Source organism: Kitasatospora sp. NPDC059648, from assembly GCF_042734825.1.
In the GTDB taxonomy this organism is placed as follows: domain Bacteria; phylum Actinomycetota; class Actinomycetes; order Streptomycetales; family Streptomycetaceae; genus Kitasatospora.
This window is the reverse complement of sequence record NZ_JBHWDU010000063.1, coordinates 1-25554: the sequence shown is the minus strand read 5'-3', so window position 1 is coordinate 25554 and position 25554 is coordinate 1. Positions and strand designations below refer to the sequence as shown.

The following is a 25554-nucleotide window of genomic DNA, read 5'->3' as shown; positions in this document are numbered from 1 at the left end:
ACCGGGAAACCGGGATACCGGGCCGAAGGGGGATCGCGAGGCGCTCCGGCGAGCTTCTCAACCGCGTCCAGATCGCCGGGGCGCCGCTCGGCCTCCCCCAGCCCCTGCCGCTCTTCCGGAGTCATCGTCCCGGCCGCCCGGCGGCGGCGCGTAGGCGGGGCCTGGGCCCGGGCTGGTCAGTTTGGCCAGGTCCAGTCGGTGACTTCGGGCAGGTCGGTGCCGTGCGCACGGATCCAGGCGTCGTGGCGGGTGCGGACGTCGGTCATCCGCTGGCGGACGTGGGCGGCCCGCACGGCCAGGCCGGGAACGCGGTCGATGACGTCCATGACCAGGCGGTAGCGGTCGAGGTCGTTTCGCAGCACCATGTCGAACGGCGTGGTGGTGGTGCCGATCTCCTTGTAGCCGCGCACGTGGATGTCGGGGTGTCCGGCGCGGCGGTAGGTGAGGCGGTGGATCAGCCACGGGTAGCCGTGATAGGCGAAGATCACGGGCTTGTCGCGGGTGAGGACGGCGTCGAACTCGCGGTCGGGCATGCCGTGCGGATGCTCCTCGGCCGGCAGCAGGCGGGCGATGTCGACGACGTTGACGACCCGGACCGCGAGATCGGGAAGGTGCCGGCGGAGCAGGCCGGCGGCGGCCAGCACCTCCATGGTGGGTACGTCCCCGGCGCAGGCGAGGACCACGTCGGGCTCGCGGGCGCCGTCCTCGGTGCCGGCCCAGTCCCAGATGCCCAGCCCGCGCGCGCAGTGCACCCGGGCCTCCTCCAGCGTCAGCCAGTCGAAGCAGGGCTGCTTGCCCGCGATGACGACGTTGACGTAGTCCTTCGAGCGCAGCACGTGGTCGGCCGTGACGAGCAGGGTGTTGGCGTCCGGCGGGAAGTAGACGCGCACGGCTTCGGGGCTCTTGTTGAGGACGTGGTCGACGAAACCCGGGTCCTGGTGGGAGAAGCCGTTGTGGTCCTGGCGCCACACGTGCGAGGTGAGCAGGTAGTTCAGCGACGGGACGGGCGCGCGCCAGGGCAGCCGGCGGGTGGTGCGCAGCCACTTGACGTGCTGGTTGACCATCGAGTCGATGATGTGGACGAACGCCTCGTAGCATGAGAAGAGGCCGTGTCGGCCCGTCAGCGTGTAGCCCTCCAGCCAGCCCTGGCAGACGTGCTCGGAGAGGATCTCCATCACCCGGCCGCCGCGTTCCAGGTGCTCGTCGGTCGGCAGCAGTCCTGCCTCCCACGCCTTGCCCGTAGCTCGGTAGACGGCCTGGAGCCGATTCGAGGCGGTCTCGTCCGGGCCGACCAGGCGGAAGTCGCGCCGCTCGGCGGTGTCGGCCATGACCTGCTCCAGCAGGTCGCCGAGCACCCGGGTGGGTTCGTGCGTGGTCGCGCCGCGCTCGTCCACCGTCACCGCGTACTTCTCCAGGGGCGGGATCGGCAGCTGACGGGTGAGCAGCCCGCCGTTGGCGTGCGGGTTCGCCCCGAGCCTGCGCTGACCTGCGGGCAGGCAGGCGAGCACGTCCGGCACCGGGCGGCCCCGGTCGTCGAAGAGCTCGTCGGGGCGGTAGGAGCGCAACCAGGCCTCCAGCTGGGCGAGGTGTTCGGGGTTGTCCCGCACCTGGTCGAGCGGCACCTGGTGGGCGCGCCAGGTGCCCTCCACCGGTACGCCGTCGACCTCGTGCGGGCCGGTCCAGCCCTTGGGCGTGCGCAGCACGATCACCGGCCAGCGGGGGCGCTCGGTGGCGCCGTCGGTGCGGGCCGCGTGCTGGGCATCGGCGATCCGGTCGAGTGCGGTGTCCATCGCGGCCGCCATCGCCCGGTGCACCTGCGCCGGTTCGTCGCCGGCGACGTGCAGGGGTTCGTGGCCGTAGCCGCGCAGCAGTGCGTCCAGTTCCCCGTGCGGGAGGCGGGCGAGCACGGTGGGGTTCGCGATCTTGTAGCCGTTGAGGTGCAGGATCGGCAGCACCGCGCCGTCGTGGACCGGATCGAGGAACTTGTTGGCGTGCCAGGAGGCGGCCAGTGGGCCGGTCTCGGCCTCGCCGTCCCCGATCACACAGGCGACCACCAGGCCGGGGTTGTCGAGTGCGGCACCGTAGGCGTGGGCGAGCGAGTAGCCCAGCTCGCCGCCCTCGTGGATGGAGCCCGGTGTCTCGGGTGCCACGTGGCTGGGCACGCCGCCGGGGAAGGAGAACTGCCGGAACAGCGCGGCCATCCCCACCTCGTCGCAGGTGATGTCGGGGTAGTGCTCGGTGTAGCTGCCGTCCAGCCAGGAGCCGGCCAGCACGGCCGGACCGCCGTGGCCGGGGCCCCAGACGCAGATCGCGTCCAGATCGCGCGCCTTGATCACCCGGTTGAGGTGGGTGTACACCAGGTTGAGGCCCGGCGATGTGCCCCAGTGGCCGAGCAGGCGGGGCTTGGTGTGCTCCGGCCGCAGCGGCTCGCGCAGCAGCGGATTGGCCATCAGGTAGATCTGCCCGGCCGCCAGGTAGTTCGCCGCACGCCAGTGGGCGTCCAGCTCGGCGAGTTCCCGCTCGTCCGGCACGGCGCAGGTGCGGGGACTGTTCGACTGCTCGGTGCGCATCGGGGGCCTTTCTCCGTCGGTGGTCAGTCGTAGCGTCCTCCGGCTGGTTCCCCGCTGAGCGACTCCGCCCCCGGCGTCAGCGGCACGCGGTGCCGATTCACCCGGTCGGGCGTATCGGTGTGGGGTTCGGGCAATGGGCTCGGGGCAATGGGCTCGGGCAGTGCGCTCGGGCGGCCAGAGGCCGGGGCCGAAAGGCCTCGTAGCGGATGCCGGCGCCGGGCACACCGGCCTCCGGGAACTGGGCGCGGAGGGCACGCGTGAAGGGCAGCGAGCCGCACAGGTCGATCACGGCGTTCGCCGGCGGGCCGGCCCGTTCAGATCCGTCGGGCCGGCCTCGAAGGCCAGAACGCGCCCAGGTGTGGCACTGCGGGCTTCTCCGAACTCCCTCGCCAGCCCTCACCCGCCCGGCGCGTTCGTCTCGAACTGTCCGCCACCCGACCAGCACTGGGGTGGGCCGGACGCGAGGTGCCGGACACGCGCCCAGCAGCGCGCAGACGGCTGCACCCGCGGTTGCGGGGGTAGCGACTGAAGCGACCGAGGACCCGGGCGTGCCCGAGGAGGAGTCCGGCCGGCCTCGCGGGAATCGGCGGCACACTCCTGCGGCGGGCCGCCGCCCGGGCGGCATCGAACGGCAACCCCTCCAACTCCAGGACGCACAGCGGGCGAAAGCCGAGGGGAAGAAGGCCGCGCGCAGGGGCCTGTGGCGGCCGCAGGCACGGCAGCCTCGGAGCAGCGAGACGAGACGTGCCCCGCCGTCGGCCTCCGTGATCGTGCCGGCGAGACGCCGTCTACTTCTTGTTGGCCTTGGCCGCTTCGTCCGCCGCGGTGTCCGTGGCCCGCTTGCCGTCCTGGACTTGCTGCAAGCGTTTGACGATCGCGGCGAGCGTGTCCTCCACGCCCGTCGTGTCACCCTTGGACTCCTCGACCCTGACCTCGATGTTGACGGTGCCGGTGCGGCTGTAGGCGTAGGCGGACGGTTCGCGAAGAATCACGGCGGACTCCTCGCCCACCTTGGACTTGGTGGCCTGCTCCGTCTGGTCGTTGTCGCCCTTGCCCCGCTTCCATGAGGCATAGGCGTTCTTTGCGTCCTCGGGGCTGTCGAACTGGCAGATTTGGACGTACATCATGTTGTCCGTGGACCCGTTGAACTCATACGAGGTGGAGCCGCCACGCGTCCAACCCTTGGGTGACTTCTCCCGTTCTCCTTGTCCCCCGGAACAGTATTCGCCCGACTCGGACACGCCCTTGTCGTGATGCAGGCTCCAGCCCTTGGGCATCTCACCGTTGCCCGGTAGTGCCTGGGTGATGTCGCCCTGAGCGAGTTGCTTGGTGATCGGTTTTCCGGTTCCGGTCTCCTCCCCCGACCCGGAGGAACAGGAGGTCAGGGCCGTGACGCCCAGGAGCACGGTGAGAACGGTGGTGCGCGTGCGTGACATGGGCACAGCCTATACAAGCTTGGCGATGAGCACTTTGACGTCTTATCAGGAAAATCCAGTTGCACCCGGTCCATGACGGCGCGGATGGCGTCGGCTGCGAACTTCGCCCCGGTCCGCACCAGCCTCTGATCAACCGACTCATAGCATTGGCCCCCGGCCAACCCCCGAAGGACTTCCGGCGCCGACCGCGCAGCCGGGATGTTTGAGGAGCCGCGGCGGTGAGCGTGCCGTCGTCACGGCGCCGGGCGGCGGGGTGCACACCGCCGCCGCACTCGTCCGCGTCCGCGCTCGTACCCGGTCACCGACCGGCCAGGGGGCAGCCCTCGGGCACATGCGAACCTTCGGTCGCTCCGGTCGCTGCCTCCACGGCCACGGTGGGTCTCTCCACGCACCGCCCAGTGCGTGTCCGGGCCGATCGGTCGTCCCGCGACCGTGGAGGACAGGCCGGCTCGGACAGCTCCGAGGCCTCGGACACGCCGCTCTCCCGCGGTCCGGGTGCCCCGGCGCGCCCGCCCGGGGGCGGCACGGGGAATCGCCGACGAGCGGCCCGCTGTGCGCCGGTGGCGGTGTCAGTGCCTCGTGCCACCGTACGGCCCATGATCGACAAACTTGAGGGCCTCGACCTCGTCGACTGGTCGTCCATGGGTCACGCCTACGGTCCGGCGGACGAAGTCCCGCTGTGGCTGAGGCAGATGGCCTCGCCCGACCGCGGCGTCCGGGAGCGGGCCTTCAGCAGCTTCTACAGCTCCGCCCACCACCAGGGCGGCGTCTACTCGTGCACGGCGGCGAGCCTGCCGTTCCTCTTCGCGCTCGCCGACGATCCCCGGGTACCCGACCGCGCGGCTGTCGTCCAGCTCCTGCTCAGCATCGGCAGCGCAGCCCTGGCCTGCGACCCCGACGGCGTCTACTACAGTCCGTCCGGCCACGCGTCGACGCCCTACGCGGATGTGGTGCCTCGGATGCGCGAGCGCGTCGAGCAGTTCGCCCGGCACTCGGCGGACCCGGACCCGCGGGTGCGGCAGGCCGCCGTCCCGGCCCTGGGGCTGTTCCTCGACGACGCCGACCGGGCGTTCACCCTGCTGCGGGAACGGCTGGCGGCCGAGGACGGCACCGTGGAGCGGCTCCTGGTCGTCGAGGCGGCCGCGACGCTGGCCCGGCGGCTGCCGGCCGCGCTCGGCCCGGTGACGGCCTGGCTCGGCGCCCTCGCGGCCGACCACTCGCTGGACGCCGACATCCGGCTCGCCGCCCTCGTCCACCGGGCCGCCTGCGCACCGGAGGCCATCGACGCCGGCCTCGTCCCGACGGCGACCGGCCTGCTCCGGCAGCTGACCCCCGAACCGGAACCGGAACCCGAGCACGAGGACAAGGCCCGACCGGCGGACTGCGGGCAGTGCGCCTTCGCGGACACCGCCGCCGAACCCGCACCGGACCAGAACGTCCCCCCGCAGATCGCCGCCGTCTTCGCCGACCTCGACCGCCACAGCCGCGTCCACTCCCCCACCACCGAGCTGCTGACCACCTTCCACCGGGTGCTGGACGCGCGGGTGCCCGAGCGCACCGTCCTGCTCACCGCCCAACTGCGCAGCCCCGATGCGGCCACCCGCTACGACGCCATCGCCATGACCTGGGAGCTGATCCGCTCCTGGCGCGGCGACCACACCGGCCTCGTCCTCCTGCTCGCCGACTGCCTCCTCCCCGATGACCCCTACACCGCCGCCGAAGCGGCCGGAACCCTCGGCAAGCTCCCCGCCGCGCTCGCCGAACCCGCCCGCGAAGCCCTTGCCTCCCTCGTAGGGGCGCACCGCGCCACCCACGGCCCGGACGTCTGGGCCGCACGGCACCCGCTGCTGCGCCGGGCCCACCAGCAGGCGGTCACGGCGCTGGCCGGCCTCGGTGACGAGCGCGCCCTTCCCAGCCTGCTGACGGCACTCGACACCGGCACCGACGACTGGCGTGCCCTGCAGGTCGCCGGCCACCTCCCTCAGGCCGCCGGCGAACTACTGCCGCGGCTGATCCGGCGCCTGGCCGACGCGGACTTCTCCTCGCCCTGGGGATCCGCCACCGCGCTGATGGCCGCCCTCAACCGGCTCGGCGACCCGGCGGCCGTACCCGCGCTCACCACGGCCCTCGGCACCGCCGTCGAGCAGGAACAGTGGCGCACCGCCGCCGTGGCCCTGCGCGCGCTGGGCTCCATCGGCAGCGGCGCCGCGTCCGCGCTGGAGACGGTCCGGGCGCTCGCCGACGCCGAGGACCCGGCCCTGCGCCTCGCAGCCGTGAAGGCCCTGTGGGACATCGAGCGCAACCCCGCCGACGCCGTACCGCGGCTGACCGCCCTGCTCGACACCGGCGCGAACGACGACGCCGCCGACGCCCTCGGCCGGGTCGGAGAACCGGCGGCCGCAGCGCTGCCCCGCCTGCGGCGGATGCTCGAAGCCGGCCATGCCCGGACCCGCACGCGCGCCGCCGCCGCGGTCTACGACATCGGCGGCCCGGCCGAGGCCGTGGCCGTCCTGCCCGTGCTGCTGCAGGGATGGGAGGAGAACGACTCGACGGCCGGCCATGTCCTGGACTGCCTGCGGCGCATGGGCCCCGCCGCCGCACCCGCCCTTCCCCGGATCCGCGCGGAACTCGCCTCGGCCCGCCGAAGCGACGACATCTTCCACAGCGTCGAGGGCGACGAGGCCCTGCAGCGCGCCGGCCGGGCCGTCGTCGACCAGCTGGCCTGAACGGATGAGGTGGCCGCCCGCCCCTCCTTCCGGTTCGGTCCGGCCTGCCGGGCGGGCGAGCGGAATCGGAGGAACTGCTTGTAGCCGTACCTCTCCTGACGGCGGCCCGGGCGAGTCCCCCGAACCGGTGGAGGCCGCGCGCCGCAGGCAGCCACCTACGGTCACCATCCGGCCGGCCTCCCCGACCACTTACCGACGAATGAAGCTCAGACCTCGTCCCGGACCGGCTGCGGGTAGCCGATCTCGGCGATGTCCTCGGCCAGGTCCACGAGGGTGACCTCCGAGTTCAGCGATGACACGAGCTTCTGGCTCAGCGGTCGCAAGGCGTACACATCGCGCACCGCTTCCAGGTCCACGGGAACCTCGTAGCAGTCCTCGGCGAAGCGCTGGAACGCTTCCGGCGAACGGTCGGTCAGGAGCTCGAACAGACCCGTCGCCCCGTCGGGGTCGGAACATCCGGCGGGGAAGTCGATCACGCCGTGCCGCCACCGGTCGTCCGTCGCTTCCCGCCACAGGCAGGCCGTCACGAGGGGAACGCCGTCCTCGTTGGTGAACGCCGGCTCTTCGACGAAGGGCCTGAAGACCTCCGGAACCTCGTCGATCACTCCCGCCCACGGCTCGCCATCGTTGCCGTACGGGCTCATCGGCGCTTCGTGGTCGAAGCCGCGGACACAGGCCCCGGCCGCCGAGAACACGATGGAGTACTCGTCCCCCGACCCGTTGCGCATCGACGCCATCTCCTCGCCGTCGGCCCAGCCGGCGTTGAAGGAGTAGTACCGGCCCTCCCAGTCCGGGCTCAAGATCGCATCGAGCATCGCCAGTGAGCGGCACAGATTCCGCAGGTCAGCGATGGAAGGGAGTCGGCGGGCTACGTCATGGACAGTCATGCACCCATCCAACCGGCTGCCTCCGACACCCCAGAATCTCCCTCCCTACTGTCACGCTCAGTAGCGGTCCTGGGGCAGGGCGCCCCCCAGCGGGCCCTGCCACGCAAAAGGGCTCGGGCAGACCGCCGGGACGGGCGGCCGCATGGATCGCATCCGCTCCTCCCGGCGTCCACCGGCATGTGACCCAGGTAACCTGTGTCACGACACATGTGTTGTGTAATGTGTCCGATATGAGAACTCCAGAGAAGAATCCGACCCTCGTCTTCATCCCCTGCTTCTCCGGCGCCCCGTGGAGCGCCGAGCAGCTCGCGCCCTACGGCGACGTGCCCAAGCGCACGCTGCGCCTGCCCGAGGGCGTCGACGACATCGAGCGCTACGCGGACCACGTCGAGAGCGCGATCGCGGACCTGGACGACTTCGTACTGGTCGGCGACTCGTTCGGCGCGAACATCGCGCTCGCGCTCGCCACCCGCCGCCCGCAGGGCCTGCGTGCCCTCGTCCTGTCCGGCGGTTTCGCGGCCAACCCGGTCGACTCCAAGCCGTGGAAGGCCCTGATGCGAACGATCGGCAAGACCCGCGGTCCGCTCTACCGGCAGCTGACGCTGCGCGCCCACGCCCACCGCCTCGCCTCCCCGTTCGACGGAGAGGGACAGGTGCCCTGGAGCGAGGCGCGCAGCCGCGAACTGTTCCTCGCCAACACCCCGGCCGCCTCCTTCGGCGCCCGCGTGCAGGCCAGCCTCACCGCCGACTACGTCGACGTGCTCGACCTGGTCGAGGTCCCGACCCTGCTCCTGACCCCCTCGCACGACGTGCTGATCGGCGAGAACGCCTCCAAGGTCATGCTCGCGGGCATCCCCGGCGCCCGGGAGGTCGTGCTGCCGCGCACCGGGCACATGTTCCGCTTCTCCCACCCGGCCACCTACGCCGCCGCCGTCAAGGACTTCCTCAGCGCCCTGACCGCCACCCGACAGGACGCCGATGCGTAGGGCCGAGCACCTGCGGTTCGCGATCCTGGCTGCCCAGCGCGAAGGCAACCGGCTGCTGATCCAGGCCCTCAAACCCCACGGCATCACCCCGTCGCAGGCCGAGGTGCTGCGCCTGCTCCAGCAGCACGGCACCTTGACCCTCAACGGGCTCGGGCAGCTCCTGGTGTGCGAAAGCGGCACCAACCCCAGCCGGCTGGTCGAACGCGTCGTCGCGGCCGGGCTGGTCGAGCGCCGCACCGACGCCGAGGACCGCCGCTACCTCCGGCTCAGCCTCACCCCCGAGGGCGAGCGCCTGGCCACCGAGGTCGCGGAGATCGAGGAGTTCCTCTACGCCTCGATGGACGCCGCCTGCGAGGGCCTGGACACCGACGCGATGCTCGCGTTCCTGCACAACTTCATCGACCCCCTGCCCTCGGGCAAGGCCCTCAACAAACGCCTCGACCTCGACTGAGAACACGAGCGCGCACGACCTGCCGGCCACGCGCCGAGCAAAACGGAACGACCATGCGATTCGAGAACACCCTGACCATCGACGCACCCGCCGACGAAGTCTTCGCCTACCTCGCCCGGCCCGAGAACCTTCCGCGCTGGAACTACGCGCTCGACCGCACCGAGCAGACCTCCCCGGGGCCCATCGGAATCGGAACGACCTACCGCCAGAGCCGCACGCTCCCGCGCCCGGCCGAGGAGCACTTCCGCATCACCGCGTACGACCCCCCGAACCTGCTGACCGCCGACCGCGACTTCGGCCCCTTCACGGGAACCACCACCTACCGGCTCACCCCTCTCGACCCGCGCACCACCCGCCTGGTCAACACCGTCCACCTCACCGCCCCCGGGGCCCTCAGGGCCATCGCCGCGATTACCGGCCCCCGGGTCAAGCACGCGGTCGCGAAGAACCTCGACGTCCTGAAGGACATCCTCGAAGCCCGGTGAACCGGCCTCAGGACCGGCGGACCGGCAGGTTGCGGTCGCTCAGTCGTGGAGGTGTCGAGGCGTCACGCGGCGTGGCAGCGGGAGACGCCATTCGCCCTGCCTGGCGATGAGGATCCGGCGAGCGGCGGTCCTCACCTCACTCCGGATCGCATCGGCGGCCGGCGCGTCGGCCCACCGGCTCGCACGACTGCGGGCATCCAGCTAGCCGAACAGCCGGTCGATGGTCCGGAGGTCATGGAGGGCGCCCGGATCGAGGGTCCCCCGCTCGACCATGCCCTCGGCCAGCTGCAGGACGAACCCGGCGTCGTCGGCGACGGCGGCGGTTGTCACTCGGTGTTCGTCGGCCCAGGCCAGCTGGTCGGAAGGGTCAGCGGCAAGGACGGCCAGCAACCTCGCTGTCCAGCGCTGCCAGTGGTCGTTGTCGTCGAGGCTCAAACCAGGATCATCCAGGGAGCCGGGAGGCGCCCTGCCGGCGGACCGCCGAGATCAGGCCGCCGGGCCCTTCCTCGCGCTGCGGCGGGGTGGTGATCGGGCGGCCGTAGGCGGCGGCGCGTTCGCGGACGGTGTGGCAGTCGGCCTCCCAGCCGTGGCCTGCCAGCCAGTCCACCGGGTCGTCGGGCATCTCCGAGACCCACATGGAGGCCGCCGATCCCGGCGCGGCGTTCGCGCCGAAGCGCTCGATCACACCGCGCGAGCCCAGGGTCAGCCCCATCCGGCTGCCGGGCGCCGACTGCGCGCCGATCCGGGCCAGCAGCAGTTCCACCGCGTCCTCGGGCAGATAGATCAGCAGTCCTTCGGCGATCCACACGGTCGGCCCCGACGGGTCGTGCCCCGCGGCGGCCAGCGCGGCCGGCCAGTCCTCGCGCAGGTCGACCGGGACGGTGATCCGCTCGCAGCGTGCGACGGCCCGTTCCCGGCGCAGCACCGAGGCCTTGAAGTCCAGTGGCGCGGCGGTGTCCACCTCGAACAGCCGGGTGCCCTCGGGCCAGTCCATCCGGAAGGCCCGGCTGTCCATGCCGGCGCCGAGCAGCACGACCTGCCGGACCCCGTCCGCGCAGGCCTGCTGCAGCAGGTCGTCGAGGAACTTCGTCCTGATGACGATGGAGAACGACACGGCCAGTCGGCGGCGTCGGGCGGCCTCGTCGTCGGGCAGGGGCGGCGAGGAGGGCCACAGACCGCCGGCGGCGGCGAAGGCCCGTGCCAGTGGGTCGTGGAACAGCGCGTCCCCGCGCTCGGTCTCCAGCGCCCGCACCCTGGCCACCCCCACGGCCGTGGCCCACACTCCCGACGGCTGCACCCGCTCCTGATCACCAGTCACCGCGCCAGCCTAGGTGACCGGTTCCGATCGGTTGCAAGGGGCCCGAAGGGGGGAGCCAGGTTCGTACACGGCCCTCGACGCGGTCCTCAGGGCGTCGGCGCGGTGAGATAGCGCTGGACGGTGGGTCCGAGCCAGTCCACGATCTCCTCCCGACCGAGCGCCACGCTCGCCGGGAACCCCAGCACGTAGCGCGTCAGCGCGAGTCCGAGCACGGTGGAGGCGCACAGTGCCGCCCGCGTCGGCGCCTGGTCCGGGTCGGGGCCCACCCGGCGGGCCAGCGGGATCAACTGCTCGCGGAGCACGCTCTGCATGCGCTCGGCGGCGGCCGGATCGGTGGCGCCGACCCGCAACAGCGCGGTGAGCTCCCCGTTCTCCTCCCACAGGCTGAGGAAGTGGCGCACCAGCGTGCGGCCGAGTTCCTCACCCGGTTCGACGGGCAGGCCGGGAAGGCCGGGGTCGACCGAGACGGCCTCCGCGAAGAGGCCCGCCTTGTTGCCGTAGTAGCGCATCACCATCGACGGGTCGATGTTCGCGTCGCGCGCGATGGCCCGGATGGTCGCCTTCTCGTAGCCGTCCGCCGCGAAGCGCTCACGGGCCGCGGCGAGGATCGTGGCGCGGGTGGCGTCGGAACGCCGGGCGGCCTGCTGGTTCTCCGTGCTGCCGGTCATGCCAACAAATGTAGGCCAACACGTGTTGACAGTCCAGAGCCGTCCGTTCTACGTTTGCCAACAAGCGTTGACCAACAGGCGTTGGCAAATCCGCCGCCTGAGCGCCCGTCAGATCCCCTCGTTCCGCGGACAGCGATCGCCGCGTACGTCGTCGGCCCAGTACGCCAGCACGGCGGTGGCCGGCCGAAGTCCCGTGGAACGACCGAGAGCGAGAGGAAGTACCGGAGATGGCCGAGCTGCAGAGCCTGGACCCGAGCACGCCGCTGTTCGCGCAGTTCAAGGAGAGGACCGGGCCCATCGTGCTGGCCAACACCTTCGTCGTCCCGGAGGAGAGGGCCGAGTCGTTCCTGGCCCTCTTCCGGAGGCAGGCGGAGTTCATGAGGGCCCAGCCCGGGTTCGTCTCCCTGCAGATGCACAGGGGAACGGCGGACAGCCGGCTGCTGATGAACGTCGCGGTCTGGGAATCGACCGAGGCGCTCGCCACCGCGTTCGGCAGCCCGCAGTTCCAGCGCCTGGCGGCGGAGTCCCCCGACGACATCGTGTCGTACCCGCACGTCTTCGAGCGGATCGACGTGTGACACGGCGGCCGCAGCCGAAGCACCCGCACCGGGCCCGCGAAGCCCACGAAGACCGCAAGGAGAAGCAGAACAGTGTCACTGAAGAAGACCAACACCGTGCTGGCCGCCGCCCTCGTCCTCTTCATCCTCTGGTTCGGGACGGAGTTCGTCCTGAGCCCGGAGACGACGGCGCCGGGCTTCGGCCTGCCGAGCTGGCCGTCCGGGGACGGCGGCGGCTTCCTGGTCGTCAAGGGGATCCGCGACGTCGTCCTGGCCCTGGTCCTGGGCGTCCTGCTGGTGACGGGCCACCGCCGGGCGCTGGGCCGGGTACTGCTGGTGGAGGCCCTCGCCGCGTACGGCGACATGGCCACCGTGCTGGCCCACCACGGCTCCGCGGCCGCCGCCCTCGGCATCCACGGCCTGACCGCGACGGTGATGACGGCCAACGGTCTGCTGATGATGCGTGAGACCCGCCAGGCGGCGGCCGCTCCGGTGGCACCCGCTCCGCAGCCCGGCTGATCCCACCGGCCGGAGGCGGTCCGAGGCGGTCGGGGCAGTCGAGGCGGTCAAGGCGGTCGAGGCTCCCCGGACCCGGATTCCCGATGCCGGGTGAGGCCTGCCCTGCCGCCCGGCCGAGCCCACTGCTTCGGGGCCCTGCCCGCCGGGCTCGCACCGCTGCTGTCCCGCCCCGACCAGGCGGTCTTCCTCCTGCTCGCCCCCGAGTTCCGGCACGGCACCCGCCGCGCGCGCTTCGCGGGTCCCGCCCGCGCGCGGACCGACTGGCCCCGCACCCCGCCCTCGACACCGCCACCGCCACCGACCTGGCCGGCCACCCGGCTACGCGCTTCGGCCTGGGCCGCACTGCGCAGCCGCCCGGCGGCCGCAGCGGGTCACTGACAGCGCCGAAGGGCCAGGCGGTACACGGTGTTGATCTTGCCGTCCGTCGAGTCCATCTCCATGAAGCTGGTGGCGCTCGGGCTCGACGTGCCCTGGTCGACCCGCAGTTCGGTGTTGATGTCGAGACTGCGCTCCTCCCCGCAGGGAGCGAAGACCAGGGCGGCGACGGGCACGGTGTCGGTCGTCCGCCAGTCGTTGTTGAACGGACCCTTGAAGTGGTGGTTCGAGGTGGTGGTGCGGGGGTCGCCCTGGAAGTGGTAGCCGGCCCGCTGGGTCGCGGACGCACCCGGTGCCAGCGACGCGAAGCCGCTGTAGCCGGCGGACACGACCGCGTAGGTGTAGCCCCCGGGGGCGTGCACGCGCAGGCTGAGCTGACAGTCCTTCTGGGCGCCGGTCGGCGACGTTCCGGGCCCGATCGCGGCGAGGTAGTTGCTGTAGGTGACGGTGAAGGCGGTGCCGTCGGGGGAGACCGCCACGGCGGCCGTCCCGGCCGGGCAGCCGGTGCCACTGGCCGTCACGCTGTCGATGACGATCCGGTCCTGCGGCAGGGGCGGCGACGGGGTGCCGGCGAAGGCCGGAGAGCCGAACAATGACGTGGCGACACCCGTCGCGGCCAGGGCGCGGAGCAGCATGGGCTTCCCTTCCATCTCCACGGATCCGGGACGGGCGTTCGCGGTCCGAGCCCGCCACCGGATTTCACGTGGGCATCGCACCACACGTCACCCGCATCGGGCACAGGACGTGACTGCACAGTCACCCGAACAGCCTTCGACGTGGAGAGCCCGTTCACCCGCACACGGGACAGGAGGAGGGAGGAGGCCCTCACCGGCGTGCGCGGGTGCCGGGCGTCTCGACCAGGCGGTCGCCGAAGAGCCGGGTGCCGGCCTGCTTGACGTGCCGCAGCACGGGTGAGACCTCCATGCTCTGCAGTCCGGCGAGGGAGCCGATGCGCTCCGAGGTGAACTCGAACAGCTCGTCGAGGTCCCGGCAGTGGGCGACGGCGTGGAGGTTCCAGGGCCCGGAGATGGCCGCGGCGAAGGCGATCTCGGGTTCCTGCGCGAGTGCGCGGCCCGCGCTCTTCACCGCCGACGGGTGCACGCGCAGCCACAGGTTCGCGCGGGCGTGGTAGCCCAGGGCCGCCGCGGCGATCTCGACGTCGACGTGCACGGCGCGGTGCCGGAGCAGGGCGTCGAGGCGTCGGGAGACGCGCCCCGGGGTGAGGCCTGCGGCGGCGGCGAGGTCGACGAGACCGGCGCGGCCGTCCGCGGCCAGCGCCTCCAGCAGCTTCTCGTCCTCGGGGGTGAGGCGCAGCGGCTCGCGGGCGACGACCGGGGACTCGGTGAACGGGGGCCCGTCGCTGCCCAGCGCCGCCTCCTCCTCGGAGGTCAGGGTGCCCTGCAGGGCGGACCAGTAGTGGCCGCGGCCGCCGAGGAACTGACGGAGCATGGCGAAGGCGTTGATGTCGATCACCGCGGCCGTACGGGGCAGCCGCTTCCCCAGGAGGTCCTCGCGCTGCTCCCGCGTCCGGGACTGAGTCGCGCAGATGATCTCGCAGCCCGCCGCGCTCAGGGCCACCCAGTTGACGTCGTCGCGCTCGGCCAGCGCGTCGGCGATCGCCGAGCCGCTGCCGGGGCGGCAACGCAGTCGCACCAGCCACCTGCTCTGCCCCAGGGCGCCCGGGTTGACCACGCCGGCGACGCGGATGACACCGTCGGCGCGCAGCCGGCGGTACCGGCGGTTGACGGCGCCCTCGGTCAGGCCGAGAGCGGCCGCGATCGCGGCGAACGAGGCGCGCGGGGCGATCTGCAGGGCCCGGATGATTCGCACGTCGTCGGGCTGCAGCACAGCGGATTCCGTCATCAGGGGCCTTGCCACGGCGGCAATCCTACAAACCGGCGCCCGCGGCTCGCCCGCGGTGCGGTTCGGACGGAACACTCAACGCGAATCGACGCCCGCACGAAGTAGGACACGGGCAGCACGACACGGGCAGCACGACGCCCGAAGAACGGAGATGATGCCGGATGCCATCGACCGGCACCGAACAGCACCCGCCGACCGCCCTCATCGTCGGGGCCTCGCGCGGCCTCGGCCACGCGATGGCGGCGGAGTTCCTCGACCGGGGGTGGCACGTCGTCGGCACGGTCCGCGACACCACCGCCCGGACGCCGCTGCACGACCTCGCGGACAACGCCGACGGACGGGTGACCATCGAACACCTCGACATCAACGATCCCGACCGCCTCCCCCGGCTGCGCGAACGCCTGGCGCACCGCCGGCTCGACGTGCTCTTCGTCAACGCGGGCATCACCAACAACGAGCGGACGCCCATCGGCGCGGTCTCGACGGCCGACTTCGTCGACGTGATGGTCACCAACGCGCTCAGCCCGCTGCGCGTCATCGAAGCGCTCGAAGACCTGGTGCCCCCGGCGGGACTCATCGGGGCGATGTCCTCGGGCCAGGGCAGCATCACCGACAACACCGCCGGCGGCCGCGAGGTCTACCGGGCGAGCAAGGCCGCGCTGAACATGCTCCTGCGGAGCTTCGCCGCCCGGCAGGGCGGGACCCGGCGCGCCTTCGTCCTCCTGGCACCGGGCTGGATCCGCACCGCCCTCGGCGGCCCGGACGCGCCGTTCACCATCGAGGAGACCGTGCCGCTCCTGGTCGACGTCCTGCTCTCCCGCCTGGGCACCCCCGGCCTCGCCTACCTGGACCGTTTCGGCCGGACCGTCCCCTGGTAGGCGCAGGGCGCCCTCCTGAGGTTCGAGCAGGAGGGCAAGGGTGGCGCGTCGGCAGGCACAGCGCCCCGGTCACCGTGCGCCCCCGACGGCCCGCCGCGCCGTCTCCAGATGCAGCAGTGCCAGCGCGCCGGCTCCGAGCGCCATCCCCGGGTTACGGGTTCGCGCCCCGATCGCGGCGTCCCCTGCCTGCACCGCGCCCGCGAGCAGCAGCACCGCCGGCAGCGCCGGCCCGCCGCGCCCGCGCACCAGTTGGTGCAGCAGTACCGCTCCCAGCGGCAGCGCCCGGGCGGCGTACGCCTTTGCGTAGAACCGCACGCCCTCGGTCACCGGCTCCTCCTTCGGCAGCCCGATCCCGGGGTTGGCGAGACCGGCCGCACAGGCGGCCATCGAGAGCGCCCCGGCGGCGTTGGCGATCACCAGCGGCTTCGGCAGCGCGCCCGCCACAGTCCGGCCCATATCGACCACTCCCCTAATGATTCGAGATGTGAATGATTCCTTAGGGATACTATTGTCCCCATGAACGCCGTCAACCCCCCGACGCTGACCTCCTCGCTGTCCTTCCGCCTCGGCACCCTGGGCACCGTCGCGACCGCGCGCTTCACCGCCGCGATCGAGGAACGCGGCCTCAAACCGAAGCACGTCGCGCTGCTCGCCGCCCTCGACGCGGGCGCCGCCTCCTCGCAGCTGGAGCTGGCGCAGGCGATGGGCGTGGCGCCGAGCCTTGTGGTGAGCCTGGCCGACCAGCTGCAGGCCCTGGGCGCGGTGGCACGCGAGCGCGACCCTGTCGACCGCCGCCGCCAGACTCTCGCTCTCACCGAGGACGGCCGCGCCCTGCTGCACGAGTGCGCCGCCCAGGCGCACGCCGTCGACGCCGAGCTGGCCGCCGCCCTCTCCCCCGCCGAGCGCGAGACACTGCGCCGGGCGCTGGGCGTGCTCGCCCGCGAGGCCGGCCTGCCGGTCGAGGAGTGACCCCGGGGCCGGCCGTACGGCGGCCCGCTCGGCGCATGGAACCGGTGGCCTGTCCGCTGCCCGTCAGCGGCACGGGAACCACGGGCCGTCGCACCGCACCGGGCCGGGCAGTTCGGGGTGCGGCATCTCCCGGACACACCTCCGCGCAGCTCCCCGGGCGTAGGCGGGTGCGGAGCCGACGACGGAGTGGGAACGTCAACGGTTCTGATGGGCAGTCATTTTGACGCTCTGACGGATCGACTCGCTCCCAGGAGAATACGGGGAAAAACCGAGTCCGGTTGTGAGCACTGTGCGGTGATCGCCGCCGGTAGCGCACCCCGCACGGCCCCGGGCGTGATCATCGGCGGCCGAGTGCGACGGGTCCCCCCCGGGGAGCACCGTGCGGCGGGCGGACACCCGCCGCCCCCGGCCCGTCGACCACCGAGGGCTCGTCGGCCCCCTCCGTCCCGACGTCTCCCGACACGCAGGGCCAGTCGGCCCCGACGGTTTCCGCCCCCGAGCAGGCATCGGGCACGCTCGCCAGCACCGGCACCACCGTGCTCACCACCGCGGCGACCAGCGGCACCCTGCTGACGCTCGGCGGCCTCGCCTTCGCCCTCGGCCGACGCCGGCGCCACCAGGGCTGAACCGACCGGAACCGATGAGGGGGTGGCCGTGGCGTCCAGCCACGACCACCCCCGGGACGCGCGTCAGGTCACGCGGGTACACCTCGCGGCGCTCGTCGGCAGCTCTTCGACGCCGCCGAACGCGTGCTCACGCGATCAGGGTCACCAGTCCGGCGCTGACCCCGCAGAGGGCTGAGAAGGCGGCGAGGACGAAGCGGGCGATCGTCCAGCGGCGGCTCCGGGGCATCGGCCAGGGGGCCGCGACGAGCACCAGCTGGGCGCAGCCGAGGCCGAGGGCCAGGTGCCGGCGGGCGTCCTGGTGCCCGTGGTCGCATCCGCTGTGCAGGGCGCAGTAGCCGAACAGGGCGTGCCCGACAGTGGCCACCAGCAGGGCCGCCCAGCAGAGCGGGACCAGCAGGGCGGCGGCCGTCGGGTAGTGCCACCACTTCGGGTCGGGGGTGTCCAGGGTGTTCTTCGCTGTAGTCACGGCTGCCATTACGCCGGCGCGGACCGCCCCACCGCCTGAGTACCGGTACTCAAGTCGGATACGCGGAAGCGCCCGGTCCTCTGCTCGGTTGAGCGGAGGACCGGGCGCTTCCGGCGCCGGGCGTCAGGCCGCGAGGGTCAGACGGCGACCCGTTGGGTCCGCTCCGCATCGGTGGCGGCACCGGCCGGGGCCGCGGCGTCGGCGGCCGGGGTGTTCTCCCGGGGCGTCGGCAGGACGGCCATGATCACGGCGGAGATCACGATGGTCGCCGCCCAGGCGAGCCCGTACTTGCCGACCGGGGTGCCGGAGAGCGGACCGGCGAACCAGTCGCACTTGGTGAAGGCGAGCCCGAACAGCAGCGCCAGGACCCAGGAGACCATCGCCTGCCAGCAGAAGCCGCCCGTGTACCAGTACCGGCTGCCCTTGCCGGTGTCCATCAGCGCGGCGGCGTCGTAGCGCACCGCGCGCGCCCGGCGGCGGAACATGTCCACCGCGTAGACGCCGATCCAGGCCGAGAAGGAGACGGCGAGCAGGATCAGGAAGGTGATGAAGGAGCCGAGGAAGCTCTTGGCGACCAGCATCAGCATCAGGCCGCCGACCAGCGAGATCACGGCGTTGATGCTGACGGCCATGGCGCGCGGCAGCTTGACGCCCATGGTCTGGGCGGTGAAGCCGGCCGAGTACATGGAGAGGCTGTTGATCAGCAGCATGCCCACGATCGCGGTCAGCAGGTAGGGCACGGCCAGCCAGGTCGGCAGCAGGTCGCCGAGGAAGGAGACCGGGTCGGCAGCCTGGGCCAGGCCGGGCGAGGCCACCGCCATCACGGCGCCCATCAGCACCATCGGCACCATCACCAGGCCGGCGCCGGAGACCGTCACGCCGACGATCCTGCGGCCGGAGGCGGCGTGCGGCAGGTAGCGGGCGAAGTCCGGGCCGGTGGGGACCCAGCTGATGCCGCCGGCGGCGATGGTGCCGATACCGGCGATCATCATCGCGGTGGTGCCCGCGGGCTTGGAGAAGACCTCGCTCCAGTGCATGGTCGCGACCAGGTAGCCCAGCACCAGGATGCTGAAGATGCCGAAGAGGTACGTCGACCAGGTGTTGCAGACGTTCAGCGCCTTGCGGCCCATGCCGGACACCAGGAAGGTGCAGGCGACGAAGGCGAAGAGCGTGATCACGATCAGCGCCGTGTTGCTCTTGACGCCGAAGAGCAGGTCGAGGACGGTCAGCACGGCGTAGGCGCCGGTGACCGCGTTGATCGTCTCCCAGCCGAAGCGGGCGATCCAGAGGATCGCGCCGGGGAAGAGGTTCCCCCGCACCCCGAAGGTGGCCCGCGAGAGGGTCGCGCCCGGCGCCCCGCCCCACTTGCCGGAGACCGACAGCACGCCGACCAGGCCGAACGAGACGAGCGCGGCACACGCCGCGACGATCAGGACCTGCCAGAAGTTCAGCTGGTTGAACACCACCAGGGCGGCACCCATGGTGAGCAGCAGGACGCTGATGTTCGCCGCGACCCAGGTCGGGAAGAGCTCGCGGACTCTGCCCCGGCGCTCGTGGTCCGGGACGGGTTCGATACCGCGGGTCTCTATCGCACCGTCGTCGATGGCGGTGGACGTGTTGTCCATGAGGGTGGCTCCGTGCGTGTGAAGCGGGAGATAATTCGGGCAAATGACACATATATGGAACTCTTCGCGCGTAGCGCGGGAGTTGAGCCATCCTACTTTGTTCAAGATGTGTCCCGATTGAGCGGTTCCCGGTATGGGCGGCGGGGCCTTTCGCTGCTAGGGCCGAGGGCCTGCCGCCGTACCACCGCCGTACCGCCACCCGCCCCTGCCGCCGGACCGCCGCGTGGCCGCCGCCGGCACGCCGGCAGCCGATGCCGGATATCCGCCGGCCCGTCCAGCCGGTGGCGAACGCCCGCCGAGCCCGCCAAGCCCTCGCGACCCCCAGCCGCCCGACCGCGGAGGTCGGTGACGTGGCCCACGGCCCGGGTGACCGTGAAACGAACGAGAGCCTTCCGGTCGGCGCGGATTGCGACACCCGGCCGGCCGCCGCGACGGTCGGGCCGAATTGCTCTAGACCAATTTGGTCCAGACCATTGACCGAGCCGTCGGAGCCGGGCCAAGATCATGCGCGCCGCCGCGAACGGTCGTCGACACCGGTCCGGCGTGGTCCCTGGCACAGCGAACAAGGGAAACGTGAGAGCAATGCGCAACGTCCTCAAGACCGCCGCCGCCCTCGCCCTCGGTGGAGCACTCGCCGTCGGCGTCTCCGGAACGGCCTTCGCAGCCGGCGGCCCGACCAACCTGACCGGAAAGGGCTGCCCGTCCTCCTACTCCAACAACGCCGACAGCGGCACCTACATTCAGACGCTGACCAAGAAGTTCGTCGCCCCCAACGGCTTCCAGTACGGCGACTACAGCGTCGTCTTCTACAACTCGGCGGGCATCAAGTCCACCCTGCCCGTCCACGAGTACCGCTGCTTCTGACCCGCGGCGGCACGGCGCATGCGCGCCCCGGGACCGGCCGGACCGGTCCCGGGGCGCACCTTCGGTTCGGCCTGCCGCGGCCTGTGGCGGCCGGTCAGCCGGGCGGCGGTCTGGTCACCGGGGCGCGGGCCTGACAAGCTCTCAGGCGCCAACGGACCGGAGCGATCGGGAGGACGAAGGATGCGCATGCCCGGGCTGGAACGGTTACTGTCCCGCCGACTGGCGGTGGCCGCACTGCTGCTGGGCGGTCTGACCCTGTCCGGTGCGCCGGTCGCGCAGGCGGCCGCGCACGCGGCCGGCCCGCCGGTCGCGCGGACGGCCGGGCCGGCGCAGACCGTGCGGACCGCGCCGCAGGCCGGCGGGACGACGACGATCTGCGGTTACACCCCGGTGCCGACCGGCTGGGTGATCGTCAGCGAGCAGTGGTCCGGCTGCAGCGGCTACGGGCTCTTCACCATCGCCGACGCCTCGGCCCTGACCTCGGTCCAGGCCTGCTCGAACGGGCCGGTACCCGCCGGCTGGGTGATCACCGCGATGCAGAGCGGCGCCGGCACGTGCGGGAGCTACCCGCTGTACTCGCTGCTGAAGGTCACCGACCAGAGCGTCCTCCAGGACTGCGGGCAGTCCCCGATCCCGCCGGGCTGGGTGATCACGGCGATCCAGACGGTGTCTCCCGCCTGCGGCACCTACGGCACCTACACCCTCGTGCCGCTGGGCGACCGGACCTCCGTGCAGGCCTGCGCCAACTGGCCGGTTCCGGCCGGCTGGGTGATCACGGCGACGCAGAACGGCGCGGGCTGCGGCAACTACCCGCTGTACTCGCTGCTGAAGGTCACCACCCAGACCACCCTCCAGGACTGCGCGCAGTCCGCCGTCCCCAGCGGCTGGGTGATCACCGCCATCCAGACCACCTCCGCCGCCTGCGGCACCTACGGGACGTACACCATCGTCAAGGTCACCGACCAGACCAGCATGCAGGTCTGCGGGCCGTCCACGATTCCAGCCGGCTGGGTCGTCACCAACCAGGGCTCGGGCGCCCAGTGCGGCGTCTACGTCGTCTACACCATCGCCAAGTCGTCCTGATCCCGGCGGCGTTCGGTCGCACCCGCCCCCGGCCGCCCGGGGCGGAAGCCCGCCGCGGGGTGCGCCCGCGCCCCGCGGCGGGTCGCGCGTCACGGTGGAACCGCCCGCGCCCACCTGGGCGGGACCCGCCGGTCGGCGGCGGCCGGGCCGGCGGTCACCGCACCGCCGCCACCCGGTCGTCCGTGCTGAAGGTGCGGCGGTAGGAGGCGGGTGAGACGCCGAGCGCCGCCCGCATGTGGGCGCGCAGGGAGTTCGCGGTGCCGAAGCCGGCCCGGTGGGCGACCAGGTCGATGGAGAGGTCCGTGGTCTCCAGGAGCTGTTTGGCCAGTTCGAGCCGCTGGGCGGTGAGCCACTGGACCGGGGTCATCCCGACCTCGTCGCGGAAGCGCCGGGTGAAGGAGCGCAGGCTCATCCGGGCGTGCTCGGCGAGCCGGCCGAGGGGCAGCGGTTCGCCGAGGTGGTCGAGGGCCCAGGCCCGGGTGGCGCTGGTGTCGGCGATGGCGGGGTCGGGGACCGGACGGTCGATGTACTGGGCCTGCCCGCCGTCCCGCCACGGCGGTACGACGCACATCCGGGCGGTCCGGTTGGCGACGGCCGCGCCGTGGTCGCGACGGATGATGTGCAGGCAGAGGTCGACGCCCGCGGCCACCCCCGCGGAGGTGAGCACGTCACCGTCGTCGACGAAGAGCACCTCCTCGTCGACCTTGACCGCCGGGTAGGCCCGGCGGAACTCGGGGGCGAGGTTCCAGTGGGTGGTCGCCGGCCGGCCGTCGAGCAGTCCGGCTGCGGCGAGCACGTAGGAGCCGGAGCATATGGACACCAGCCGGGTCCCGGGGCGGATGCGGGCGACGGCCGCGGTGACCTCGGGCGGCAGCGGACCGCCGTGCCCCAGCTCGGGCATCGCGTGGGTGGGCGGGACGACCACGGTGTCGGCCGCAGCCAGGGCCTCCGGGCCGGCGGCCGGCTGCACGGTGAAGCCGGCGTCGCTCAGGACGGCGGTTCCGTCGGCGGTGCAGACCGTGACCTCGTAGAGCGGTCGGCCCGCGGCGTCCTGGGCGCTGCCGAAGACCCGCGAGGGGATGCCCAGCTCGAACGGCGGGACCCCGGGCAGGGCCAGCACGGCGATCCGGTGCGGACCGGGCCCCGTCGCCGCCCGGTTCGATGTGTTCTGCGGTGCTTCGACCCGGATCCGTCCCATGGCCAGATCCTGTCACACAGTGGCCGGACGGCCAACACCAGGAGCGCCCCGGATGCCGGATCGTTGTCCGCATCGTGCCGGGGTGCCCGGCAGTGGAGCGAGTCGACCGATCCGGTCGGTCCGGAGAGAACGAGGCGTACGGACATGCGTGCAGTGGTGGTGGAGCAGTGGGGCGGACCCGAGCAGCTGGTCGAGCGGGAGCTGGCGCGGCCCGAGCCCGGGCTGAACGAGGTCCTGGTGCGCGTGCACGCGGCCGGGGTGAACCCGGTGGACTGGAAGACCCGGGCGAGCGGGGGCCTGATCGAGTGGGGTGACGTACCGGCGGTCGGCTGGGACGTGTCCGGCACCGTGGAGGCCGTCGGCCCCGGGGTGGGCATCCACCGCCCCGGTGACGAGGTCTACGGGATGCCGCTGTTCCCCCGCCAGGCGGGCGCGTACGCCGAGTACGTGGTGGCGCCGGCCCGGCACCTCGCCCCGAAACCGGCGAGCCTGACGCACGTGGAGGCCGCGGCCCTGCCGCTGGCCGGGCTGACCGCCTGGCAGGCCCTGGTCGACGCGGCGGACGTGCGCCCCGGCGAGCGGGTGCTGGTGCACGCGGCGGCCGGCGGGGTCGGCCACCTGGCCGTCCAGATCGCCAAGGCCCGCGGCGCCCACGTCATCGGCACGGCCAGCGCGGGCAAGCACGGGCTGCTGCGCGAGCTGGGTGCGGACGAGGTCGTCGACTACCGGGCGGTGCGCTTCGAGGACGCCGTGTCCGACGTGGACGTGGTGCTCGACGGGCTCGGTGGCGAGACCGCCGAACGCTCCCTGGCAGTCCTGCGGTCCGGCGGCCGGCTGATCACCCTGCCCGGCCCGGACGACGTCCCCGCGGCCCGCGACGGCGTACGGGCGGGCTGGGTCCTCGTCGAACCCGACCACCTGGGCCTGCGCGAGCTGACCGCCCTGGCCGACCGGGGCGCGCTGCGGCCCGTGGTCGAGACCGTCCTTCCCCTCGGCGAGGCGGCGAGGGCCCATGAGCTCGGCGAACGGGGGCGCACCACCGGCAAGATCGTCCTGACCGTTGCCTGACCGGTCGGCCGGGCGGCGGGCACCCACCCGCCGCCCGGGGCGGGTGGGTGCCGAGGGAGCGGCGATGCCCGGCCGGGTGCTCGCGCTGAAGGACCGGCAGGCGGTGGCCTGGCGCCGTCGCACGGATTCGGCCGGACGTCGTTCGGGCGGATCAGAGGCGCCCCCCGGTCTTGCAGGCGGGCTCGTGCCAGGTGGTGCGCACCACCGTGCCGCCCGGGGTGCGGTGTTCGCTGGACCAGGTCCGGCAGCACCCGCCGCCGCCCGGCCTGGCCGGAACCGCCGGCCGCGCGGGACGGGCCGGAGCAGCGGCGGTGAAGGCGTCCGGGCGGCTGCGGCGGTGGCGCCGGGTGGGAGTCGTCATGCCGAAGGCTCTGCCCACCGCACCCCGGCGCCGAACCCGGCCGCCACCCGTTCGGCGCAACGCGGTGTGTTCACACCTGCTGGCGCCCTGGAGTCGGAGGTTTCCGCCGCCGTGCCGTGCACTCAGCAGCCGGTGGCGTTGTAGTTCCAGAAGGCGGCCCTGGTCTGCTGTCCGGCGATCCCGTCGGGGGTTCCGGCGTTGAAGCCGACGTTGTTCAGGAACTTCTGCAGCGCCGTGATCGTGTTGGGCCCGACCTCACCGTCGACCGTACCGGCGTTGTAGCCCCAGGCGTTGAGCATCCGCTGCGCCGCCGCCCAGCTGTTGGAACCCAACTGGCCGTCGACCGTACCGGCGTTGAAGCCCCAGGCGTTCAGGCAGCTCTGCCAGTTCTTGGCCCGGTCCGTGCTCAGGCCGAGGTTGTTCACCGCGAGGACGCTGGCGCGCGGGCCGCTGACCGCGGGCTTCGCGGCCTGCTGCGGGGCCGCGACGCTCGCCCCCGCGCCCGCGAGGCTGCCGGCGGCGATCCCGACGACGGCGGCCGCGGTGACGAGTGCCCTTGCCAAAGAAGATCGCATCGGTTCCTCTTTCCTGACGGATTCCGGAGGGCTCTGACGCGGGCGCGCCGTGAGCGACCGCCCGCCCGGCTGTCCGCGCCATGCCAAGCCTTGCCGGAACCGGGCAGGCGGGGACAGTACGAATCCGGACTATCGCCACCCGGCAACCGATTCGGGCCAGGTGGCGGACACCTGACCGGCCTGGCCCGGATCCGTCCCTCGAAACGTGCCACACCACCCGGCCGGTCGGGTTCGGACGCTCCGTCACCGGGCGCCTTCGGCCTGGTCGCGGGGGCCGACGACAGCCGCTCGCGGATGCGCCGACTCGCCACCGGTCCTCGCGGCGACGCTCTCCGGATCGGTGTCCGGCGCCGCCAGCGCGTCGAGCTCGCGGCCGATCGCCTCGCGCAGGGGGCCGTGCTCCGGTCCGAGCGCGTTCGCCGGATCGCGCCAGTCCTCCGCGGGGTACAGCCACACCGGGCGACGGACGAGGTCCGCGGGCTCCCACTCGAACCGCGGCCACACGTGCGCGTGGAGGAAGCCGTCGGCGTTGCCGAGGATCTCCAGGTTCACCCGCCGGAACTGCGGGTCCGCACGCCCGCAGACCCGTTCCACGGCCTCGCCCAGCCGGTCCATGTCCGCCAGGAAGGCCAGGCGTCGGCCCCGCGGGAGATCGGACAGGCGCTGCGCACCGGGTTCGTCCGTCAACAGGACCGAGTACCCCGGCAGGAACTGCACGTCGCCGATCACCGCGAATCCGGCGTCGAGTCGGCGCAGCACGGTGGGGTTCGTGCCCTTCAGGGCACTGCCGATCCTGTCGTCCCGCCAGTCGTCCGCCACGACAGCGCACGATACAGGCCCGTTCCGCACGCCTGGCAGTCCCTGTGCGGCACGGTCGTGAGGCTGCGGAAGCGTCAGGCCGGCGCAAGGGCCGACGCCGGCCGCCGCCGCGGGCCGGTCGCCGGGGGCCCAGAGAACCCGCCCTAAAGGGGGGCCCCGGGCCCCCCCCGGGGGGGGGTAG

The 25554-nt window shown here is 72.7% G+C and carries 27 protein-coding genes and 1 pseudogene; 13 read left to right on the top strand and 15 right to left on the bottom strand.

Annotation, left to right across the window (positions count from 1 at the left end; translation table 11 throughout):
* Positions 1–176: 176 nt before the first annotated feature.
* Together ACFV1W_RS29030 and ACFV1W_RS29025 are read right to left on the bottom strand one after the other, a co-directional pair.
* The gene (locus tag ACFV1W_RS29030; RefSeq protein WP_380420207.1) at positions 177–2570 is read right to left on the bottom strand and encodes a phosphoketolase; all 2394 of its coding nucleotides are present in this window, start codon (positions 2568–2570) and stop codon (positions 177–179) included.
* Between the two features lie 788 nt (positions 2571–3358).
* Entirely contained in the window at positions 3359–4006 is a 648-nt protein-coding gene (locus tag ACFV1W_RS29025; RefSeq protein ID WP_380420206.1) for a hypothetical protein, read from the bottom strand.
* A 596-nt stretch (positions 4007–4602) separates the two neighbouring features.
* Here ACFV1W_RS29025 and ACFV1W_RS29020 point away from each other — a divergent pair.
* Positions 4603–6732, top strand: a complete 2130-nt coding sequence (locus ACFV1W_RS29020; protein ID WP_380420205.1) for a HEAT repeat domain-containing protein — start codon at positions 4603–4605, stop codon at positions 6730–6732.
* Between the two features lie 206 nt (positions 6733–6938).
* Here ACFV1W_RS29020 and ACFV1W_RS29015 read toward each other — a convergent pair whose 3' ends face one another.
* Positions 6939–7619, bottom strand: a complete 681-nt coding sequence (locus tag ACFV1W_RS29015; RefSeq protein ID WP_380420204.1) for a hypothetical protein — start codon at positions 7617–7619, stop codon at positions 6939–6941.
* A gap of 230 nt (positions 7620–7849) precedes the next feature.
* On the opposite strand from ACFV1W_RS29015, the gene ACFV1W_RS29010 reads away from it, so the two are divergent.
* The 3 genes from ACFV1W_RS29010 to ACFV1W_RS29000 are packed head-to-tail and all read left to right on the top strand — an operon-like array spanning position 7850 to position 9541.
* The gene (locus ACFV1W_RS29010) at positions 7850–8605 is read left to right on the top strand and encodes an alpha/beta fold hydrolase (RefSeq protein ID WP_380420203.1); all 756 of its coding nucleotides are present in this window, start codon (positions 7850–7852) and stop codon (positions 8603–8605) included.
* Positions 8598–9056: a MarR family winged helix-turn-helix transcriptional regulator gene (locus tag ACFV1W_RS29005; RefSeq protein ID WP_380420202.1), complete on the top strand. Its 459-nt coding sequence runs from the start codon at positions 8598–8600 to the stop codon at positions 9054–9056. The genes ACFV1W_RS29010 and ACFV1W_RS29005 overlap by 8 nt, the downstream gene beginning before the upstream one ends.
* A gap of 53 nt (positions 9057–9109) precedes the next feature.
* A complete protein-coding gene (locus ACFV1W_RS29000; protein WP_380420201.1) occupies positions 9110–9541 on the top strand; it encodes an SRPBCC family protein in 432 nt (143 codons plus the stop codon).
* 201 nt (positions 9542–9742) lie between these two features.
* Here ACFV1W_RS29000 and ACFV1W_RS28995 read toward each other — a convergent pair whose 3' ends face one another.
* The 3 genes from ACFV1W_RS28995 to ACFV1W_RS28985 all read right to left on the bottom strand — a co-directional run bounded on the left by ACFV1W_RS28995 (position 9743) and on the right by ACFV1W_RS28985 (position 11527).
* Complete coding sequence (locus tag ACFV1W_RS28995) at positions 9743–9976, bottom strand: hypothetical protein (RefSeq protein WP_380420200.1); 234 nt, start codon at positions 9974–9976, stop codon at positions 9743–9745.
* 7 nt (positions 9977–9983) lie between these two features.
* The gene (locus ACFV1W_RS28990; RefSeq protein ID WP_380420225.1) at positions 9984–10823 is read right to left on the bottom strand and encodes a class I SAM-dependent methyltransferase; all 840 of its coding nucleotides are present in this window, start codon (positions 10821–10823) and stop codon (positions 9984–9986) included.
* Positions 10824–10945: 122 nt separating this feature from the next.
* Positions 10946–11527 (bottom strand): TetR family transcriptional regulator, encoded by a 582-nt coding sequence (locus ACFV1W_RS28985; protein WP_380420199.1) that lies wholly within the window; start codon positions 11525–11527, stop codon positions 10946–10948.
* A gap of 227 nt (positions 11528–11754) precedes the next feature.
* On the opposite strand from ACFV1W_RS28985, the gene ACFV1W_RS28980 reads away from it, so the two are divergent.
* The 3 genes from ACFV1W_RS28980 to ACFV1W_RS28970 all read left to right on the top strand — a co-directional run bounded on the left by ACFV1W_RS28980 (position 11755) and on the right by ACFV1W_RS28970 (position 12981).
* Positions 11755–12105, top strand: coding sequence for an antibiotic biosynthesis monooxygenase family protein (locus ACFV1W_RS28980; RefSeq protein ID WP_380420198.1), 351 nt, complete (start codon positions 11755–11757; stop codon positions 12103–12105).
* A gap of 72 nt (positions 12106–12177) precedes the next feature.
* Positions 12178–12603: a DUF4267 domain-containing protein gene (locus ACFV1W_RS28975; protein ID WP_380420197.1), complete on the top strand. Its 426-nt coding sequence runs from the start codon at positions 12178–12180 to the stop codon at positions 12601–12603.
* Between the two features lie 90 nt (positions 12604–12693).
* Entirely contained in the window at positions 12694–12981 is a 288-nt protein-coding gene (locus tag ACFV1W_RS28970; RefSeq protein ID WP_380420196.1) for a hypothetical protein, read from the top strand.
* Here the strand turns inward: ACFV1W_RS28970 and ACFV1W_RS28965 are convergent.
* Together ACFV1W_RS28965 and ACFV1W_RS28960 are read right to left on the bottom strand one after the other, a co-directional pair.
* Positions 12975–13628: a DUF4360 domain-containing protein gene (locus ACFV1W_RS28965; RefSeq protein ID WP_380420195.1), complete on the bottom strand. Its 654-nt coding sequence runs from the start codon at positions 13626–13628 to the stop codon at positions 12975–12977. The two genes, ACFV1W_RS28970 and ACFV1W_RS28965, sit on opposite strands and share 7 nt — an antisense overlap.
* A gap of 175 nt (positions 13629–13803) precedes the next feature.
* Entirely contained in the window at positions 13804–14856 is a 1053-nt protein-coding gene (locus ACFV1W_RS28960) for an Lrp/AsnC family transcriptional regulator (protein WP_380420194.1), read from the bottom strand.
* Between the two features lie 146 nt (positions 14857–15002).
* Between ACFV1W_RS28960 and ACFV1W_RS28955 the strand changes: the two genes are divergently transcribed.
* Positions 15003–15719, top strand: a complete 717-nt coding sequence (locus ACFV1W_RS28955; protein ID WP_380420193.1) for an SDR family NAD(P)-dependent oxidoreductase — start codon at positions 15003–15005, stop codon at positions 15717–15719.
* A 69-nt stretch (positions 15720–15788) separates the two neighbouring features.
* Here ACFV1W_RS28955 and ACFV1W_RS28950 read toward each other — a convergent pair whose 3' ends face one another.
* Entirely contained in the window at positions 15789–16175 is a 387-nt protein-coding gene (locus ACFV1W_RS28950; protein ID WP_380420192.1) for a hypothetical protein, read from the bottom strand.
* 60 nt (positions 16176–16235) lie between these two features.
* Here ACFV1W_RS28950 and ACFV1W_RS28945 point away from each other — a divergent pair, with 60 nt between their 5' ends.
* Together ACFV1W_RS28945 and ACFV1W_RS28940 are read left to right on the top strand one after the other, a co-directional pair.
* Entirely contained in the window at positions 16236–16688 is a 453-nt protein-coding gene (locus ACFV1W_RS28945) for a MarR family winged helix-turn-helix transcriptional regulator (protein WP_380420191.1), read from the top strand.
* A 536-nt stretch (positions 16689–17224) separates the two neighbouring features.
* Positions 17225–17314 (top strand): MYXO-CTERM sorting domain-containing protein, encoded by a 90-nt coding sequence (locus ACFV1W_RS28940; protein ID WP_380420190.1) that lies wholly within the window; start codon positions 17225–17227, stop codon positions 17312–17314.
* 127 nt (positions 17315–17441) lie between these two features.
* On the opposite strand, the gene ACFV1W_RS28935 is transcribed toward ACFV1W_RS28940, so the two are convergent.
* Together ACFV1W_RS28935 and ACFV1W_RS28930 are read right to left on the bottom strand one after the other, a co-directional pair.
* Entirely contained in the window at positions 17442–17780 is a 339-nt protein-coding gene (locus ACFV1W_RS28935; RefSeq protein ID WP_380420189.1) for a hypothetical protein, read from the bottom strand.
* 137 nt (positions 17781–17917) lie between these two features.
* Positions 17918–19405, bottom strand: a complete 1488-nt coding sequence (locus ACFV1W_RS28930; RefSeq protein WP_380420188.1) for a purine-cytosine permease family protein — start codon at positions 19403–19405, stop codon at positions 17918–17920.
* A gap of 582 nt (positions 19406–19987) precedes the next feature.
* Between ACFV1W_RS28930 and ACFV1W_RS28925 the strand changes: the two genes are divergently transcribed.
* Positions 19988–20269 carry a hypothetical protein gene (locus ACFV1W_RS28925; RefSeq protein WP_380420187.1) on the top strand — a complete coding sequence of 94 codons (282 nt, stop codon included), beginning with the start codon at positions 19988–19990 and terminating at the stop codon, positions 20267–20269.
* Positions 20270–20455: 186 nt separating this feature from the next.
* Positions 20456–21352, top strand: coding sequence for a hypothetical protein (locus ACFV1W_RS28920; RefSeq protein ID WP_380420186.1), 897 nt, complete (start codon positions 20456–20458; stop codon positions 21350–21352).
* A gap of 154 nt (positions 21353–21506) precedes the next feature.
* Here ACFV1W_RS28920 and ACFV1W_RS28915 read toward each other — a convergent pair whose 3' ends face one another.
* A complete protein-coding gene (locus tag ACFV1W_RS28915) occupies positions 21507–22550 on the bottom strand; it encodes a GlxA family transcriptional regulator (RefSeq protein WP_380420185.1) in 1044 nt (347 codons plus the stop codon).
* A gap of 144 nt (positions 22551–22694) precedes the next feature.
* Here ACFV1W_RS28915 and ACFV1W_RS28910 point away from each other — a divergent pair, with 144 nt between their 5' ends.
* Positions 22695–23618 (top strand): NADP-dependent oxidoreductase, encoded by a 924-nt coding sequence (locus tag ACFV1W_RS28910; protein ID WP_380420184.1) that lies wholly within the window; start codon positions 22695–22697, stop codon positions 23616–23618.
* Between the two features lie 151 nt (positions 23619–23769).
* Here ACFV1W_RS28910 and ACFV1W_RS28905 read toward each other — a convergent pair whose 3' ends face one another.
* The 3 genes and pseudogenes from ACFV1W_RS28905 to ACFV1W_RS28895 all read right to left on the bottom strand — a co-directional run.
* Positions 23770–23979, bottom strand: coding sequence for a hypothetical protein (locus ACFV1W_RS28905; protein WP_380420183.1), 210 nt, complete (start codon positions 23977–23979; stop codon positions 23770–23772).
* 122 nt (positions 23980–24101) lie between these two features.
* On the bottom strand, positions 24102–24554 hold the full coding sequence (locus ACFV1W_RS28900; protein ID WP_380420182.1) for a peptidoglycan-binding protein: 453 nt from the start codon (positions 24552–24554) through the stop codon (positions 24102–24104).
* Between the two features lie 351 nt (positions 24555–24905).
* A pseudogene (locus ACFV1W_RS28895) lies at positions 24906–25373 on the bottom strand (diadenosine tetraphosphate hydrolase); the annotation flags it as partial.
* Positions 25374–25554: the final 181 nt, after the last annotated feature.

Excerpts from the sequence above, each read along its gene's own strand:
- ACFV1W_RS29025 (WP_380420206.1), bottom strand. The coding sequence starts at position 4,006 with ATGTCACGCACGCGCACCACCGTTCTCACCGTGCTCCTGGGCGTCACG.
- ACFV1W_RS28925 (WP_380420187.1), top strand. The coding sequence starts at position 19,988 with ATGCGCAACGTCCTCAAGACCGCCGCCGCCCTCGCCCTCGGTGGAGCA.
- ACFV1W_RS28910 (WP_380420184.1), top strand. The coding sequence starts at position 22,695 with ATGCGTGCAGTGGTGGTGGAGCAGTGGGGCGGACCCGAGCAGCTGGTC.
- ACFV1W_RS28985 (WP_380420199.1), bottom strand. The coding sequence starts at position 11,527 with ATGACCGGCAGCACGGAGAACCAGCAGGCCGCCCGGCGTTCCGACGCC.
- ACFV1W_RS28905 (WP_380420183.1), bottom strand. The coding sequence starts at position 23,979 with ATGACGACTCCCACCCGGCGCCACCGCCGCAGCCGCCCGGACGCCTTC.
- ACFV1W_RS28980 (WP_380420198.1), top strand. The coding sequence starts at position 11,755 with ATGGCCGAGCTGCAGAGCCTGGACCCGAGCACGCCGCTGTTCGCGCAG.
- ACFV1W_RS29005 (WP_380420202.1), top strand. The coding sequence starts at position 8,598 with ATGCGTAGGGCCGAGCACCTGCGGTTCGCGATCCTGGCTGCCCAGCGC.
- ACFV1W_RS28955 (WP_380420193.1), top strand. The coding sequence starts at position 15,003 with ATGCCATCGACCGGCACCGAACAGCACCCGCCGACCGCCCTCATCGTC.
- ACFV1W_RS29020 (WP_380420205.1), top strand. The coding sequence starts at position 4,603 with ATGATCGACAAACTTGAGGGCCTCGACCTCGTCGACTGGTCGTCCATG.
- ACFV1W_RS28900 (WP_380420182.1), bottom strand. The coding sequence starts at position 24,554 with ATGCGATCTTCTTTGGCAAGGGCACTCGTCACCGCGGCCGCCGTCGTC.
- ACFV1W_RS28930 (WP_380420188.1), bottom strand. The coding sequence starts at position 19,405 with ATGGACAACACGTCCACCGCCATCGACGACGGTGCGATAGAGACCCGC.
- ACFV1W_RS29030 (WP_380420207.1), bottom strand. The coding sequence starts at position 2,570 with ATGCGCACCGAGCAGTCGAACAGTCCCCGCACCTGCGCCGTGCCGGAC.
- ACFV1W_RS29010 (WP_380420203.1), top strand. The coding sequence starts at position 7,850 with ATGAGAACTCCAGAGAAGAATCCGACCCTCGTCTTCATCCCCTGCTTC.
- ACFV1W_RS28945 (WP_380420191.1), top strand. The coding sequence starts at position 16,236 with ATGAACGCCGTCAACCCCCCGACGCTGACCTCCTCGCTGTCCTTCCGC.
- ACFV1W_RS29015 (WP_380420204.1), bottom strand. The coding sequence starts at position 7,619 with ATGACTGTCCATGACGTAGCCCGCCGACTCCCTTCCATCGCTGACCTG.
- ACFV1W_RS28915 (WP_380420185.1), bottom strand. The coding sequence starts at position 22,550 with ATGGGACGGATCCGGGTCGAAGCACCGCAGAACACATCGAACCGGGCG.
- ACFV1W_RS29000 (WP_380420201.1), top strand. The coding sequence starts at position 9,110 with ATGCGATTCGAGAACACCCTGACCATCGACGCACCCGCCGACGAAGTC.
- ACFV1W_RS28950 (WP_380420192.1), bottom strand. The coding sequence starts at position 16,175 with ATGGGCCGGACTGTGGCGGGCGCGCTGCCGAAGCCGCTGGTGATCGCC.
- ACFV1W_RS28965 (WP_380420195.1), bottom strand. The coding sequence starts at position 13,628 with ATGGAAGGGAAGCCCATGCTGCTCCGCGCCCTGGCCGCGACGGGTGTC.
- ACFV1W_RS28920 (WP_380420186.1), top strand. The coding sequence starts at position 20,456 with ATGCCCGGGCTGGAACGGTTACTGTCCCGCCGACTGGCGGTGGCCGCA.